This is a genomic window from Pseudomonas sp. Marseille-Q5117, assembly GCF_946901175.1.
GTDB lineage: Bacteria > Pseudomonadota > Gammaproteobacteria > Pseudomonadales > Pseudomonadaceae > Aquipseudomonas > Aquipseudomonas iranensis.
The window spans coordinates 1-16,433 of the sequence record NZ_CAMPPP010000032.1; the positions used below are offsets into that span (position 1 = coordinate 1).

12 protein-coding genes and 1 pseudogene are annotated in these 16,433 nt (G+C 61.6%); 7 read left to right on the forward strand and 6 right to left on the reverse strand.

Annotated features, from left to right (window positions below):
* The coding region (locus OC605_RS27780; RefSeq protein WP_262140480.1) for an acetyl-CoA C-acetyltransferase at nt 1–1,263 on the reverse strand (1,263 nt) is incomplete at its 3' end.
* 257 nt (nt 1,264–1,520) lie between these two features.
* Here OC605_RS27780 and OC605_RS27785 point away from each other — a divergent pair.
* From OC605_RS27785 to OC605_RS27805, 5 genes and pseudogenes are all read left to right on the forward strand, one after another.
* Nucleotides 1,521–2,873, forward strand: coding sequence for a 3-oxoacyl-ACP reductase (locus OC605_RS27785; RefSeq protein ID WP_262140481.1), 1,353 nt, complete (start codon nt 1,521–1,523; stop codon nt 2,871–2,873).
* A gap of 2 nt (nt 2,874–2,875) precedes the next feature.
* Entirely contained in the window at nt 2,876–3,730 is an 855-nt protein-coding gene (locus OC605_RS27790; RefSeq protein ID WP_262140482.1) for a MaoC family dehydratase, read from the forward strand.
* Nucleotides 3,731–4,033: 303 nt separating this feature from the next.
* Nucleotides 4,034–5,586 (forward strand): annotated as a pseudogene (locus OC605_RS27795) (collagen-like triple helix repeat-containing protein).
* A gap of 134 nt (nt 5,587–5,720) precedes the next feature.
* A complete protein-coding gene (locus OC605_RS27800; RefSeq protein WP_071174303.1) occupies nt 5,721–7,391 on the forward strand; it encodes a ShlB/FhaC/HecB family hemolysin secretion/activation protein in 1,671 nt (556 codons plus the stop codon).
* Between the two features lie 520 nt (nt 7,392–7,911).
* On the forward strand, nt 7,912–8,274 hold the full coding sequence (locus tag OC605_RS27805; RefSeq protein WP_041479635.1) for a DUF6124 family protein: 363 nt from the start codon (nt 7,912–7,914) through the stop codon (nt 8,272–8,274).
* 265 nt (nt 8,275–8,539) lie between these two features.
* On the opposite strand, the gene OC605_RS27810 is transcribed toward OC605_RS27805, so the two are convergent.
* Together OC605_RS27810 and OC605_RS27815 are read right to left on the reverse strand one after the other, a co-directional pair.
* Complete coding sequence (locus OC605_RS27810; protein WP_262140483.1) at nt 8,540–8,764, reverse strand: hypothetical protein; 225 nt, start codon at nt 8,762–8,764, stop codon at nt 8,540–8,542.
* A 393-nt stretch (nt 8,765–9,157) separates the two neighbouring features.
* Nucleotides 9,158–9,835, reverse strand: coding sequence for a DUF3313 domain-containing protein (locus tag OC605_RS27815; RefSeq protein WP_262140484.1), 678 nt, complete (start codon nt 9,833–9,835; stop codon nt 9,158–9,160).
* A gap of 211 nt (nt 9,836–10,046) precedes the next feature.
* Between OC605_RS27815 and OC605_RS27820 the strand changes: the two genes are divergently transcribed.
* Nucleotides 10,047–12,413 (forward strand): tetratricopeptide repeat protein, encoded by a 2,367-nt coding sequence (locus OC605_RS27820; protein WP_262140485.1) that lies wholly within the window; start codon nt 10,047–10,049, stop codon nt 12,411–12,413.
* A 225-nt stretch (nt 12,414–12,638) separates the two neighbouring features.
* On the opposite strand, the gene OC605_RS27825 is transcribed toward OC605_RS27820, so the two are convergent.
* Nucleotides 12,639–13,613, reverse strand: coding sequence for a hypothetical protein (locus tag OC605_RS27825; protein ID WP_262140487.1), 975 nt, complete (start codon nt 13,611–13,613; stop codon nt 12,639–12,641).
* A 409-nt stretch (nt 13,614–14,022) separates the two neighbouring features.
* The gene (locus tag OC605_RS27830; protein WP_262140488.1) at nt 14,023–14,514 is read right to left on the reverse strand and encodes a hypothetical protein; all 492 of its coding nucleotides are present in this window, start codon (nt 14,512–14,514) and stop codon (nt 14,023–14,025) included.
* 197 nt (nt 14,515–14,711) lie between these two features.
* Here OC605_RS27830 and OC605_RS27835 point away from each other — a divergent pair, with 197 nt between their 5' ends.
* Nucleotides 14,712–15,404 carry an aspartate/glutamate racemase family protein gene (locus OC605_RS27835; protein WP_262140489.1) on the forward strand — a complete coding sequence of 231 codons (693 nt, stop codon included), beginning with the start codon at nt 14,712–14,714 and terminating at the stop codon, nt 15,402–15,404.
* A 1-nt stretch (nt 15,405) separates the two neighbouring features.
* Here the strand turns inward: OC605_RS27835 and OC605_RS27840 are convergent, their stop codons facing one another.
* The gene (locus tag OC605_RS27840) at nt 15,406–15,924 is read right to left on the reverse strand and encodes a GNAT family N-acetyltransferase (protein WP_262140490.1); all 519 of its coding nucleotides are present in this window, start codon (nt 15,922–15,924) and stop codon (nt 15,406–15,408) included.
* Between the last annotated feature and the right edge of the window lie 509 nt (nt 15,925–16,433).

The following is a 16,433-nucleotide window of genomic DNA, read 5'->3' on the forward strand; positions in this document are numbered from 1 at the left end:
CGCGGTGACCCCCTGCCCGCCCGCCGCACAGATCGAAATCACCCCTCGCCCCTTGCCCGCCGCATCCAGCAGCTTGGCCAGATTCGCGACAATCCGTCCGCCCGTCGCGGCAAACGGATGCCCCGCCGCCAGCGAACTGCCCTTCACGTTAAGCCGACTGCGATCAATCGAACCCAGGGGCGCGTCGAGCCCCAAGCGGGTTTTGCAATATTCCGGATCTTCCCAGGCCTTGAGCGTGCACAAGACCTGCGCGGCGAAGGCTTCGTGGATTTCGTAGTAATCAAAATCCTGCAAGGTCAGGCCGTTGCGCGCCAGCAAGCGTGGCACGGCGTACACCGGCGCCATCAGCAGGCCCTCGGCACCGTTGACGAAATCCACCGCCGCCGCCTCGCCGTCGCGCAGATAAGCGAGGATCGGCAAGCCGCGCGCTTTGGCCCATTCCTCACTTCCCAGCAACACCACCGAAGCGCCATCGGTGAGCGGCGTGGAATTGCCGGCCGTCAGCGTGCCCTTGGCGCTTTTCTCGAAGGCCGGTTTCAGCGTGGCGAGTTTTTCCAGGGTCAGGTCCGGGCGCAGATTGTTGTCGCGGGTCAGGCCAAGAAACGGCGTCATCAGATCGTTGTGCCAGCCTTCGCTGTAGGAAGCGGCGAGTTTGTGATGGCTTTCGAGGGCCAGTTGATCCTGTTCTTCGCGGGGGATATTCCAAGTCTGCGCCATCAGCTCACAGTGCTCGCCCATCGACAGGCCGGTGCGCGGCTCGCCGTTGCGCGGGAATTCGGGAATAAGATGCTGGGGCCGTAACTGCAAAAGGGTTTTCAGTTTGTCGCCGGTGCTCTTGGCGCGGTTGGCCTGCAGAAGAATCCTGCGCAGGCCTTCGCTGACGCTGATCGGCGCATCGGAAGTGGTGTCGACGCCGCCGGCAATGCCGCAGTCGATCTGGCCGAGGGCGATTTTATTCGCCACCAGCAGCGCCGCTTCCAGACCGGTGCCGCAGGCTTGCTGGATGTCATAGGCCGGCGTCATCGGAGACAAGCGCGAGCCGAGCACGCATTCGCGGGTCAGGTTCATATCCCGTGACAATTTAAGCACCGCGCCCGCCACCACTTCGCCGATGCGCTGGCCATGCAGGTTGTAGCGTTCGATCAGGCCTTCCAGCGCGGCGGTGAGCATCGCCTGATTGCTTGCGGTGGCGTACGGCCCGTTGGAGCGGGCGAAAGGGATGCGGTTACCGCCAATGATCGCGACGCGGCGCAGCTGGGTCATGAAAAGCTCCTGTTCCAAATGGTCGAAATTTGCCCAATCCCTGTGGAAGCGAGCCTGCTCGCGAAGAGGCCGGCACATTCAGCCTCTTCAGCGCCTGATACAGCGCCTTCGCGAGCAGGCTCGCTCCCACATGAACCGCATTTATCTGCAAGACCTGCTAAACCTGAATGTTCAAGCGTAGGCCTTATTGCGCCGATCGAACGATTGATTGCCGTAGACAGTCCACACTTTGAACCCCAACTTCTGGAGAGCGTTCCATGTCTGACCGCTATATCGACTTCGCCAACTCATCCTTCGGCCATCGTCTGGTCGGGGCCTTGGGCCTGCCGTCGCCGGTGCGGCTGGAACGCTGGCAGGCGGGGCGTCTGCGGCCGATCGAGGGCGCCCTGTTGCTCGGTGGCGGGCCGCTGGCCGAACGGATCAGCGGGTTTGCCAATCGCTTGACCGATGCAATCTACAGCTACGGCACCGAGCCCTCGCTGGCCACCGCGTGGATCCCCGGCCACGGGCCGAAAATCAAAGCGGTGGTGTTCGACGCCAGCGCTCTGCAACACACCGACCAGCTCAAGCAACTGCGCGAATTCTTTCAGCCATTGATGAAGAACCTCGACCATAGCGCGCATCTGGTCATCCTCGGCCGCGGACCGGAAAGCCTGGGTGATCCGTTCGCCTCCAGCGCGCAGCGAGCACTTGAAGGTTTTTCGCGTTCGCTGGCCAAGGAGCTGCGCGGCGGTGGTACGTTGCAGTTGATCTACGTTGGCGAAGGTGCCGAAGATCAACTGGAAGGCCCGCTGCGATTCTTCCTCTCGCCGAAAAGTGCATTCGTGTCCGGTCAGGTAATTCGCCTGACCGCGTGCGCCACGCCAGTCACTGACTGGACCCGCCCGCTGGCCGGGCGCAAGGCGCTGGTCACCGGTGCCGCGCGCGGCATTGGCGCGTCGATTGCCGAAACCCTCGCCCGCGATGGCGCAGAGGTGATTCTGCTCGATGTACCGCCGGCCAAGACCGACCTCGAGGCCCTCGCCGCGCGCCTCGGTGGCCGGGCGATCACACTCGATATCTGCGCCGATGACGCCGCCGCGCACTTGATCGAACAGCTGCCCGACGGCCTCGACATCCTCGTGCACAACGCCGGCATCACCCGTGACAAAACCCTGGCCAATATGACCCCGGAATTCTGGGACGCGGTGCTGGCCGTCAACCTCAACGCGCCGCAAGTGCTGACCAAGGCGCTGCTCGACAGCGGCACCCTGCGCGACAACGCACGGGTGGTCCTGCTCGCCTCGATCAGCGGCATCGCCGGCAATCGCGGGCAGACCAATTACGCGGCGAGCAAGGCTGGCCTGATCGGTCTGGCCCAGGCCTGGGCGCCGACGCTGCTGGAACGCGGCATCAGCATTAACGCCGTGGCCCCCGGTTTCATCGAAACGCAAATGACCGCGCACATTCCGTTCGGCCTGCGCGAAGCCGGGCGGCGCATGAGTTCGCTGGGCCAGGGTGGCTTGCCGCAAGACGTCGCCGAAGCCGTGGCGTGGCTGGCGCAACCGGGCACGGGCGCGTTCACCGGGCAGGCGTTGCGGGTCTGTGGGCAAAGCGTTCTGGGGGCTTGAACATGAGCATCGAATGGCACACGCTGGATCGCGAACCGAGTCTGCCCGCGCTGTATTCGCGCGCAGCGACGCGACGCAAAATCACCGGTACGCAACTGCCCGACAGCGGCCTGCGCTGCTGGGTCGATATCGACAGCAAACGGCTGGAGGCCTATCGCAAGGTCTGCGGTTTCGTCGATGACGGCCTGCTGCCGCCGACCTATCCACACATCCTCGCCTTCGCCTTGCAGATGCAATTGCTCACGGCCAGGGACTTTCCGTTCCCGCTGCTGGGGCTGATTCACCTGAGCAACCGCATCCGCGTGCTGCGGCCGATGGGCGCGATCAGTCGCGCGCAAGTCAGCGTGCGCGTGCACAACCTGCAACCACATGCCAAGGGCGCGACGTTCGATCTGTTGACCACCCTCGACGATCAGCTCGGGCCGCTGTGGGAAGCCGAAAGCCGGATGCTCTGTCGCGGGGTGAAACTCGAGGGCGAGGCGCTGGCTCACGACTGGCAGCCGTCGCAGGATTTGCTCGAGGTGGCGCGCTGGACTGCACCGGCCGATATCGGTCGCCAGTATGCGAAAGTCTCCGGCGACTACAACCCGATTCACCTCAGTGCGGCGAGCGCCAAACTGTTCGGTTTTCCCACCGCGATTGCCCATGGACTGTGGAACAAGGCGCGGACACTGGCGGCACTCTCCGATCACCTGCCCAAAGCCAACCTGGAAATCGCCGTGCACTTTCACAAACCGGTGCGTCTGCCCAGCGAGGTGACGTTACTAGCCAGTGCCGCGGGCTCCAGCGGTGAGTTGCGCCTGGTCGGTGCCGGCGACCTGGAACATATGATCGGTCAGTGGCAACCGATCGCCTGATCTGGCGGGGCGGAAAAACCCGTTAATTGTGTATATATCACTTAAGTTATTCCGCGCCCTGCCCGCCGCTTTGGAAAAAACCGAGCCTTGAATTTCAAGGCTTTTTTTTGCCCGTTTATTACCTGGGTATTAGTCCTTCAGCATAGCGCCGAGCCCTCTATATAAAGGGTTTAATACCAACTTGAGAATGGTGAAAAACCTGCCGTCGACTGAGATTACAGCCACGGACGAGGCATCGCCGACGACAGATCGGCGGGCCATCGAAGGCAACGTAACGTTGTGACAGGTGCAGGAATCTCAATCATGAAAACTCAAGTGATGTGGTCCAAATCGGCAATCGCGCTGGCACTGATTCTTTCGGTCGGCCTCGTCGGCTGCAGCAGCGGCGGTGGCGGTCATCGCAGCAGTTCGGGCAGCTCGACGGCGGACGGCACGGCGGGCACCCATGGCAGCGGTGGCGGGGGGGCGGAACCGGCGGCGATCCCGCAGGCACTGGTGGCACTGGCGGCACTGGCGGTACCGGCGGTGGCACCGATCCGACCAACCCAACCAATCCGACAGACCCGACCGATCCCACCAACCCGACCAATCCCGCTGCACCTTCGCTGGTGACCACAACACTTGTTCAGGATGTCGGCAAAACCGTCAGCGGTGTCGGCGATGGCGTTGGCCAGATCGGCGATTCACTGAGTACTGTTCCGGTCGCTGGCGGCATCGTCCAAAGCGTGGCCAACACCACCGGCAACGTGGTCAGCACCCTGGGCGATGGCGTCACTGATGGCATCGGCAAACTGGCCACCGATCCCAACGGCCTGACCACCACCGTCGCCTCGCTCGGCGGCGTGGTTTCCGATGTCGGCGACGGCGTGTCGGACCTCAGCGTCAAACTGAACACAACGACCCGTAGCGTTCCCGTCGTTGGCGGTGTAGTCACCCGGGTGGCGCCGCTGGTTGATGGCATCGGTGAAAAAGTCACCATGCTTGGCGACACCCTCAACACCTCACTGACCAGCGGCCCGACCAGCCAGTTGACCAACAAGGTCGGCAGCGGCCTAGTGCCGGTGATCGCCATGGTCGAAAGCACCACTGACAAGCTCGGCGATGCCACCGGCCTGGGTGATCCGCTCAAAGGGGTGATCTCGAAAGTGGGCGGCACGGTGAACAGCCTTGGCGGCAAAGTCACCGACGCAGGCAGCGGCAATGCCCTGACCAACACCCTCGGCGGCGCCCTGAGCAACACCGGCACGGCGGTCGGCAAAGCGGGCGGCCTGGTGTCCAATGGCACTGGCTCGGGTACTGGCGGCATCGGTGGCATCGGTGGCGGGCTGGGCGGTACCGGCCTGCTGCAAACCGTGGGTGGTGCGGTGGTCAACGTTGGCAGCGGCCTGAATGCCGGCAGCACCAGCGGAGTGGTCAGTGCCGGCGGCGTCACCGCTGGCGGGCTGGGCACCACGATTGCGTCGATCAACACCGTACTTGGCGGCTCGGGCACACCGATCACTGCAACCACGTCGCCGCTGGCCAGTGTCGGCGCCGCAGTCGGTGCGGGCCTCAATCCGGTCACCAGCGCGGTCACCACTGTCACTCAACAAGTCGGCGCCGCTACCGGTCTCGGCACTCCGGTCGCTGGTCTTACAAATCAGGTGGGCGCCGCCGTCGGCAATCTCGGCGGAGCGATTGCCGCCACCAACAACCCGGTCACCACTGCTGTCGGCGGTCTGGTTACCAACGTCGGCGGCACCGTGGCAGCAGTCGGTGGTCTGGTCAACAGCGGCACTGCCACCGGCGGCACAACTGGCGGTCTGGGCGGGGTACTCGGTGGCCTGACCGGCGCGTTGAGCGGCACTCAACGCTAAATTGCACCTGGCCGATTCGACGGCCTTACCTACAGCGCCTACGCTTGGTTGAGGGCGGAAGATTCCCACGAGTCTTCCGCCTTTTTTCTAAGGAAAAACTTGCCCTGTGCTGTGTTCTGACCATGGAGTGTCCTATGCGCGTACTGGCATCCCTGCTGTGCCTGAGCCTCAGTTCCGCTGCCCTCGCCGACACCTTGCCCAGCTTTCTCAACAGCAACGAAACCATCCGCAACCTCCCCGTACCCAACCTGCCCGCCGACGCCTATCGGCCGAGCGCGGCGCCGCTGCAAGTGCCGGACCCGGGTGCGACCGCCGCACAGCCATTGCTGATGGAAACCAAGGTCAACCTCAAGACCGTGCAGATCGAAGGCGGCACGATCTACCCGCTCAACGAACTCGCGGAAATCTACAAGCCCCTGATCGGCCGCCAGGCCAGCCTTGCCGAACTGATCGAAGCCACGCGCAACATCACCCGTCGCTATCAGCAGGACGGCTACCTGTTGTCCTACGCGTTCCTGCCGCAACAGAACTTCGATGATGGCGTGGCCCGCGTGGTGCTGGTCGAGGGCTACGTGCGCGATATCCAGATGCAGGGCGACATCGGCCGGGTCAAAAGTCTGCTCGACAAACTCGCCGCGAAAATCCAGGCCGAACGCCCGCTGACGCGCAAGACCTTCGAGCGTTACACCACGCTGATGAGCCGCATTCCCGGCGTCACCATTCAAGCGCAAGTGCCGCCACCGGGCACCACCGATGGCGCGACCACTCTGGTCGCCCAGGCCAGTCGCAAACCGTTCACCAGCACTCTGAGCACCACCGAAGACAACCGTAACGGCCCGCAGGCGTTGCTCGGTGTCAGCAGCAATTCGCAGACGTCGATGGGCGAACAGTTGAGCCTCAGCGGCCTGTTTCCACCGGGCGACGATAAAGAGCATTACTACCGTCTCGACTACAGCCAGTTCCTCGATACCGAAGGCACGCAACTCAACGTCTCGGCCTCGCGTTACCGCGCCGACCCGGACACCGAAGTGCTGGTGGGCGGTGGCGGACGCCTGAGTACCCACCGCGAGAACGATCGCTACTCGATCGGCTTCAGCACGCCCCTGATCGCCTCCGCCAACGAACTGCTGACCGCCGGCTCACGCCTGTATGCGGTCGATGACAAGACGCGCTACGACGGCATCAACTTTCCCTTCAGCACCGAACTGCGCACCGACGTCCGCGCCCTGGCTTTCGAAGGCGACTGGCGCAAGGCCGACGCCCGCCAACTGCGCATCCTCAGTGCCGGCGTCTACCAGGGCTTCGACAGCCTCGGCGCGCACACCAACTACGACGACATCGACCTGGATTTCTTCCGCGTCAGGCTATCCGGCGTGCAGAGCGACAAGTTTCTCGACAACTGGCAAGGCGTGCTCTCGGCGGCGCTGTACTGGAGCGACGACACCTTGCCCGACAGTGAACGCGCCGTATTCGGCGGGCAGAATTTCGGCCGTGGCTACCCCGACGACCAGGCCTCGGGCGACAAGGGTTGGGGCGTGGCCTACGAGGTCAACTACAGCTTCAACCGCGACGGCAACTGGGTGCGCATCCTGCAACCCTACGTCGTCGTCGACCGCTCGCGCAGCTGGTTCAACCAACTGCCGGTGCAGGCCAACAACCTGTCATCCACCGCCGTCGGGCTGAGGTTCGGCGATGCCAAGTACTACAACGTCGCCCTGGAAGTGGCGAAGGCCATGTCCGATGAAGCGCTGGACACGTTCAATCGCAAGCCTCGGTACAGCATCAGTTTCAGTTACCAGTTGTAAGGGCCGAGCGGTGTGTCAGTCAGGATTTTTTTGACTGACGCACCGCCTTCGCGAGCAGGCTCGCTCCCACAGATTCGGCGGTGTTCACGGTTCCTCAGTACAACCGCCGGCCCTGTGGGAGCGAGCCTGCTCGCGAAAGCGTTCGGCTATTCAACCGATTTATCGCAGCGCTTAAACCAGCCGTTTAAACTCACGCCCCGTTACCTCGCAACAGCCCACAAATCCTTGCGCCGTTGCCTACAGCTACGCCAGAATCCGCCGGCTTGTGCGCCTGGGGCGCGGGTTCTATCGTTTGCCTGCCACTGCTCATCAGTGGTCGGGTTTAGCAGCTCGCCGATACCACGTTGCACCAGTTCCATCAGTCTGGAATACATTCCTGTGCTTGATGGCGGCTGTGCGCAGGGCGCCCTCGGGCGCGCCGATTTCGTGGCTCATCGGTCTGCTAACCTGCGTCCAGCTGCCACCCTTATCGTTTAGCAGCGAGAGGTTGCGGCCCTTACTCCACAAGGAGACTGAGCCCGTGAAAAAGATAACGCCCGATCCACCCCTTGCCGACCCAACCTTCGCCGACCCGCTCGTCGAAGCGCAAAAGCTCAAGGAAGCCGCCGACCGCGCCATCGATTACTACCTCAACCCCCGCCTCATCAAAGACCCCGCCGCACCGCGCAAACCCAGCACCCTGTTCATCGTCGACCCGGCTGCGGACAACGAAACCCTGTTGGTCCATGCCTGCGAATCACTGGCCTCGGCAAGCATCATGGCCAGCGACCTCGCCGGATTTATCGATGGACCGCAGCGCAGCTCCCTGTTGGGAATACAACAGGTGATCATGCTGGGCGAACTGGCGGTCAACCGCGTACTGGACAGGCTTGTGCCGGAGTGACAAGAGCAAGAGGTTGATTGCGCAGGTGGTGAGTCAGGCAGAGCGTTGTTGGCTGACTGGCCGCCTTCGCTGGCAAGCCAGCTCCCACAGGATTGATGTACATCAGGCAGGAATGGGTTGGCTGGCAGGCCGCCTTCGCTGGCAAGCCAGCTCCCACAGGATTGATGTACATCGGGAAGAAATGGGTCGGCTGGCAGGCCGCCTTCGCGAGCAGGCTCGCTCCCACAGTTTGAATCGAGTGCATCAGCGAGAAACAGGTCGGCTGTCAGGCCGCCTTCGCTGGCAAGCCAGCTTCCACAGGATTGATGTACATCAGGAAGAAATTGGTCGGCTGGCAGGCCGCCTTCGCGAGCAGGCTCGCTCCCACAGTTTGAATCGAGTACATCAGCGAGAAACAGGTCGGCTGGCAGGCCGCTTTCGCGAGCAGGCTCGCTCCCACAAAAGCAACAGCAACATCAAAGCAGCGCAGCTGCCCGCGGCGAAGCCGCACCACTCAACAATGAGCGCAAGCTCGAGTGCTTTTGATCCACCGGCGACGTCGGAAGGCTGAGTGGAGGGATTGATCCGGGGGTGGGAGCGTAGCGACCGTCTGGCGCAGCCAGACACAGCGGAAGGAGGTGCAGCGAAGCAAACCGGAGCCGCTGCGCCCGGATCGATCCCGGAGCGAAGGAACCCGAGCCTGCGAGGGCCGAACGTAGGAGCAAGCCTTTTCGGTTACCTTTTCGGCGTTTGGAAAAGGTGACTCGCCGTAAGGGCGAAACCCTAAGCCGCCGTTACCGCAGCAACGGATATGTACCCCAAAACCCCAAGCAGACAAGCCCCCAAACCAAACTGAAATCCATGGGAGCGAGTCTGCTTACGAAAAGGCCTGAGCCTCACCCCATCACTTGGCCTCGGACTTCAGCTTCAGATACGTCTGATGCATGTCACTCGCCCAACCATCGATCACCGCTTTGAAATCATTGGATTTCAACACCTGCGATGAATTGTCCAGCGGCTGACCGGTGCCCTTGCGCACCACCTGAGCCACCACCCTGTTACTGCTGCCATCAAGGAAAACCGCCTCGGTGGCCAACGTGGTTTCCTGATCGCGAATACCGGTGGCCGTACTCACCGCAGCAGCAACCAGCGCAATCGGAATCACCTCATAGACATGCAGGCCCTCGGTCTTGCTGCTCACTGCAGTAATCGCCGGACGCACCACAATCACACCTGGTCCCGGGCCGGTGGCCAGCGGCAACGACTTGCTCAGCTCACGCTTGAGCGCCTGATCGTAATAACTTGTGATGCCATTGAGCGTCTGCTGGGGAATTTTTTCCGTCGCTTGCGGCTTCGGATACAGCTGACTCGGCTCGACGTAGACGCTGCTGAATTTGTTGATGTCGAGTTTCGGGTCCATCCAGCGCATCACCTCGGCACCGGACGGTGATTTGGTCTCCTTCAGTTGACTGTAATCCTTGAGAAAACCGGAGTACTGGTCTGGCTCGACGGTTTTGCTGGAACAACCCACCACACCCAGGGTGGCGATGCACAGCGTGCCCATCATTACGGCTAGCTTCATGCTGTAACTCCTGTCAGAAGGCCAAATCGTTTGCATAGGGGGAGTTACAGGTATAGCTAAAACCGCAGCAATTGCGATTGCAAATTACAAAATTCACACGGCGCTACGCAGCAAGTCACAGCGCTTATTTGACAGACGCGCTGCATGCGGCAAAGCTGCATCCAGATGTATGCACGCCAGAAGGCCAACGCACCGGACTACGGAAGTCGCAATGCCCAAGCACAAAAACAAAGCGGTGCAACCTGAGCCTGACGCGTCACCCTCCTCTTTTTCACGTTACCTGTTTCCAATCACCATCGGCGTGCTGCTCGCGGCCGTGGCGGGCATTGGCTGGTTCCTGTTCAGCCCGGCGCCCGCCCCCGTCAAACCCGCGGCGATCAGCACGCCTGTAGCACCGCCAGCCAAGCCGCAACCGACTGTGGCAAACAAACCGGCCAGCATGGTCGATGAGCAGCAATGCCAGGGCTGCCACAGCGAACAGGTCAAGGACTGGCAAGGCTCGCATCACCAATTGGCCATGCAGCCGGCGACCGCCGAAACCACCCTCGGCGACTTCAACAACGTGACCTTCAAGGCCGAGAACGAGACCACACGGTTCACCCGCAAGGGCGATGAATTCTGGGTCAATGCGCCCGGCGTCGACGGCAAGAATGCCGACTTCAAAGTGGCCTACACCTTCGGCATCGCGCCGCTCCAGCAATATCTGATCGAGGTGGGTCAGGGGCGTCTGCAAGCCCTCGGCGTGGCGTGGGATACCGAGAAAAATCGCTGGTTTCATCTGTACGCCGGCCAGGGCGTGAACTTCAAGAATCCGCTGCACTGGAGCAAACCGAGCCAGAACGCCAATTTCATGTGCGTCGAATGCCACACCACCGGTTTCAAGCGCAATTTCGATGCGGCCAGCAACAGCTTCAACAGTCAGTGGAACAGCCTCGGAGTCGGCTGTCAGGCCTGTCATGGCCCGGCGTCGAATCACCTGGAGTGGGCGCAGAAAAAAGACGATTTGATCCATAAGGGCTTCGACGTCGATCTCAAGGACAAGAACGCCACGGTAGAAATCGAAACCTGCGCGCGCTGCCATTCCCGCCGCGCGCCGCTGGGCGATGGCTTTACCGTCGGCAAGCGGCTGATGGACGATTACCTGCCCAGCGCCCTGACCCGCGAACTCTATGCGCTGGACGGCAAAATCAAGGACGAAGTGTTCGAACACGGCTCGTTCCTCCAAAGCAAGATGTTCGACAAGGGCGTGCGCTGCAGCAATTGCCATAACCCGCACAGCAACGAGCTGAAGGCACCGGGCAACGCCGTGTGTCTGCAATGCCACAACACGGCGGGCAAGACCTCGGTCGCTGGCGTCGACGGCACGGGTCTGCAAGCGAAGAATTACGACTCCATCGAACACACCCGCCACGCCATGGGCCAGCCCGGCTCGCAGTGCGTCGATTGCCACATGCCTGGCAAGTTCTACATGGGCAACGACTTTCGGCATGACCACAGTTTCAGTATTCCCAACCCGGAGCGTGCGCAGAAACTCGGCACGCCAGACGCCTGCCTGACCTGTCACCAGGGCAAGGCCGGCGACAAGGTTACCGCGCAGTTCAAATTGTGGAACGCCACCGCCTCCCCGGCTCAGCAGGCGCCACGCTATGACGAAAGCCTGTGGCTGATCCGCAATGGCCAGCCCGGCGCCGCCGACGCGCTGTACCAGCAATTGCAGCGCAGCAACCTGCCGGCGATCCAGCGCGCGACGTTGCTGGCGGAATTGCCGCTGTACCCGAGCGAACAGGCGCTGAAACTGGCCACTCAGGATCTGAAACATCCAGAGCCACAGGTGCGTGACAGTGCGGTGCGGGCAATCAGCGCATTCCTGCCACCGCCTGAGCGTGCGCCATTATTGGCGCCGTTGCTCAATGATCCAGTGAAAGCCGTGCGCATCGTCGCCGCGCGGGATCTGCTAGGTGCCTCGCGCAACAATGGCCTGGGTGCGGCGCAAGCCAGCTGGAACGCGGCGATCGGCGAGTATGAGGCCGTGCAGAAGAGCCTGCTGGAGCGTGCCGAGGCCAATCTCAATCTAGCCATGCTGTACCAGGCCAGCGGGCGCAGTGTCGAGGTCGAACCGTTGCTGCGCAGCGCCCTGCAACGTGACCCGGACTTCTACCCGGCGCTGGTCACGCTGGCACAGTGGCTGGAAGCGAATGGTCGCGCCACCGAAGCGCAGAAGCTGTTGGATGACAGCCTCAAGCAGCATCCGGATGCGGCGCTGTTACAGCACACGCGGGGGTTGTCGCTGATCCGTGCCGGCCAGTCCGCCGACGCCATGTCCTACTTGCGCAAAGCCGCACAACTGGAACCGGAGAATGCGCAATACGGCTATGTACTGGCGGTGGCGCTGCATGAGAGCGGCAAGGTTGATGAGGCGTGCGCGATTCTGGAAAGTTTGCTCAAGGTACAACCGGCCAACCGCAATGCGCGGCTGTCGCTGATTCAGTACTACCTCGATAGCGGCCAGGAACCGAAGGCGCAGGTGCTGTTGCAGGGCTGGAAGAAAATGAACATGGGAGATCCGGCGCTCAAGTGATCGGCTGGAGATCGGTGGCCCCTCACCCTAGCCCTCTCCCAAGGGAGAGGGGACCGATTGGGGAATATTCAAGGATTGCACCGACTTGAGCGATCGGCTTTGAATCCGTAATCGACTCGGTCTGTCACTTCGATGTATCACCCAAGACACCCCGGTCAGTCCCCTCTCCCTCCGGGAGAGGGTTAGGGTGAGGGGCTTTTGATCTTGGTTTTCAGAATCGAACAATCACCACGAAGACGTCTCTCCACTGCGCAAAGCCATCTCCCGCCGGCTATTGGCGCGCATCGCCTTGATCAGCGACACCGTTCCCACCAGCAGAATCGCCGCACCAAACAAAAAGTCGATGTTGTACAGCTGGAAATCTTCCACTGGCCCGATCAGCAATGTGCGCACCACCGCAATCCCCACCAGCGTCGCGAGAAAGTCGATCCCCGGTTCATCGCGGTAAAACACCAGCATCAGTGGCAGGCACAGCACCAGCAGAAGCAACAGCACCACCACCTTGAACGAGCCTTTGCGCTCGACGCTGAACGCACATTCATGCGCGCCGTACGGCTTGTAGTCCTCGTCGCGGATCATCGAGTTTTTCTCGTTGATGTAGTCGGCGCGGTTGTACTTCTGGATCGGCGTGAAGGTGTTGGACATCTCCATCCGCGTGGTGATGTTCTTGAAGCGCAAGTCGATGCGCTCGCTGCCCTTGAGGTAATACAGCACCGGTTTGTAGCCGTAGCGATAAGTATCGAACGGGAACGCCGCGGTCCGAGCGTGCACACCGATTGCGCGAGGCTCAAGTTCGGCGAAGGCGCTTTTATTGGTCGACGAGAGGTTGCGGCTCAGCGGCTGCACCTTGACCTGCTCAAGGAAGATCGGCGTCACGCCGAACGACCACTGCAACGGTTCCAGACGCAGGCGCAGTTCGTTGCGGCCCAGGTCGTAGCGGTTGAAGGTGCGTTCGGAAACCACCAGCGAACCGCCGACCATGAACTCGCCGCGCAGGTTGTTGGTGACGCGCAAGGTCAGTTGATCCTTGCCCAGCAACGCAGCTTCCGTGGTCGGCGGCGTGCCGCACCACGCGGTGCTTTCGCCGACACCGCCGAGCTGGCCGTCGCGATTTTCCTTGAATACATAAAAGTAACTGGCCCACAGCGTCAGCAGCAAAAGCGACGCTGTAAGACCGAGGATTTTTTTACCCGGACTCACTGATCAGACTCCCTTCTTCGGTTCCATCGTCCAGCCGAAAGCCCGCTGGCGACGGCGACTCTACCAAAAGGCCATCAGTGACCCAAGGGAAAATGCCGGATTGGCGCCGAACCTAAGGGTTTCCCCGGTATGCGCCTCACCCCGTGTAGGAGTGAGCCTGCTCGCGATAGCGGCGCCGGAGGAAGTGAAGCCGGGGTGGTTGAATCTGGATATGTGAGGTGTGTCAGTGGCCTACCCTCACCCTAGCCCTCTCCCCGGGGGGGAGGGGACTGACCGCGTTGTTTATTCGAAATATACCGGCCTGAAATACCGGATTTGAATGCGATCTCGACAGCGGCGGAGATCGGCTCCCTTTCCCCCTCGCCCCCCTGGGGGAGAGGGCTGGGGTGAGGGGGTAAAGCTCTTGATCTTAACCGCGATCCCGAGGTATCAACCCCTGCAACTGCTGCGCGAGAAAATTCGCATCAAACGCAAACGTATCCGGATCCTTCAAACCATTGGTCTTGCGCCACTGCCACGCACCATCCGCCAGGCCAACCAGCGAAATACTCCCGTACCGCGCCGCCGTCAGCCCCATCACTGCCAGGGAAATCTGCCCGCCGCTGCCCATCACATCCGGCACAAACTCCACCGGTTTGCCGGCAATCACAATGCTCAATTTTTCCGTCTTGAATGTCGAGGTTTCCACCGGCACGCTCGGCCCGGACGCGACATACGCCTCGCGACTGACCTCCAGCAGATTCGGCGCCTTGACCGGTTCAAGCCATTGCTCGATCTGGTCGAACAGCGCGCCAATCCGTGTTGCCCATTCAGCTGATTGCGTAGTGAACAGTTGCTTCTTGTGCGCTTCGCTCTCGGCATATTGGCGAAGCATCTCGCCCAGTTGCTGTACGTCGTTCATTGCGGTGTTCCTCGGAAAGGACCTGCGAAGGGTGATAGTGGCAGATCCCCGGCGCGGCGTACGTTTAGTTCTTGCAGATGCACAGTTGCGGGAAAGATCGGCGGTACAGTCAGTCGGTACTGGCGTCGAGTCTCGAACAGAAGGAAACTTCAGGCAGCCCTGAATGCTCGACACTGACATTTGCCTGAGGAAATCCAATGCGCACCATCGGCCTTATCGGCGGCATGAGCTGGGAATCCAGCGCCGAATACTATCGCCTGATCAACCAACAGGTTCGCGAGCGTCTCGGCCCGTTGCGCTCGGCGCAGTTATTGATGTTCAGCGTCGATTTCGGCCCGGTCGAGCAGGCCCAGCACGCCGGGCGCTGGGACGATGCGGCGGCGATTCTGGTGGACGCCGCGCGCAGGCTTGAAGCCGGCGGCGCCGAGTGCGTGGTGCTATGCACCAATACCATGCACAAGGTCGCCGAGCAGATTCAGGCGGCGATCAGCATTCCGTTCCTGCACATTGCCGAACCCGCCGCCCATTCTGCGCTGGAGATCAACGCGCGCACGGTCGGGCTGCTCGGCACCGCGTTCACCATGGAGCAGGACTTCCTCAAGCAGCGACTGGTCGCCCAGGGTCTGACCGTGCTGGTGCCCGACGAAGGCGAGCGCAAGGAAGTGCACCGGATCATCTACGACGAACTCTGCGTCGGCGTCATCAGCGAAACCTCGCGCCAGACCTACCAGCGGGTGATCGAATCCCTCACCGCCCGTGGCGCCCAGGCGATCATCCTCGGCTGCACCGAAATCGGCCTGCTGATCAAACCCGAACACAGCGCCCTGCCCCTGCTCGACACCACCGAGCTGCATGCGCAGTCGGCGGTGGCCTTCGCCCTGGGCGACTGACTCAGGGTTTCGACGAACCGCGCAGTCGGGCCATGCTCAACGTGTTGACCCATTGCCCGTCGCGCACCGCATAATCGCGAAACAGGCCTTCATCCTCGAAACCGAATTTGCGGTAGAGGCCGATGGCCGCTTCGTTATCGGCATAGACCGTGAGTTCGACGCGGTGCAGGTTCATCCAGTTGTCGGCAACGTCCAGCGCCGCTGCCAACAACATCGATCCCACGCCTTTGCCCTGCCAGGCTACCGCGACCGCCATGCCAAAACTGCCGGCGTGGGCGCGACGCATCCTTGAATAGGCCTCAAGCCCAAGATTTCCGATCACCACGCCTTGGTGCAGAGCAACCAGTTTCAGCGCGCGCTCGTTGTCGGCCTGAAGTCGCTGGCGCCAGACTTCGTTGGACTGGAACGGCATCTGCAGCACCTGCCGCGCAACGGCGGGGTCGTTGTAAAGCGCAGTGATGCCTTCGAGGTGGAATTCGTTGGAGCGTTCGAGATGGATCGTGGGGGTTGGCTCTGACATGGGATCGGTCCGTGATCAGCGTGTGGCTGGCCACTCTAAACCGCTGATCTGGAATCTGGCGAGATGAAATTGTGGGAGCGAGCCTGCTCGCGAAAGCGACCTCACAGCCAACACCTGCTTCCCGGCAAAAACGTCTACCGTGCTGTCGCCAATTTTTGCCTTTTAAACGCCCCTGTTTAAAAGACACCTCCAGACACGTTCTCAAGGCTACAAATTCTTGCGCCATTGCCTACAGCCAAGCCAGAATCCGCCGGCTTGTGCGCCTTGGGGGCGGGTTCTATTGTGGTCCGGTCGCTGAATGTTCAGTGATCGGGTTTAGCAGCCCGGGTTATCTCTAGACGCACAAGGTCTTGCCGTTATGGCGGCTTTGCGTGGGGCACTTCGGTGCGCCGGGTTCTAGAGTCCTGGTCTGCTAACCCGCGTACAGCCGCCACCTCCTTCGTTAGCAGCGAACGGTGGCAGCTTCACCACTCTAGAGGCTTCACCATGATCAAACCCACTCCCAACCC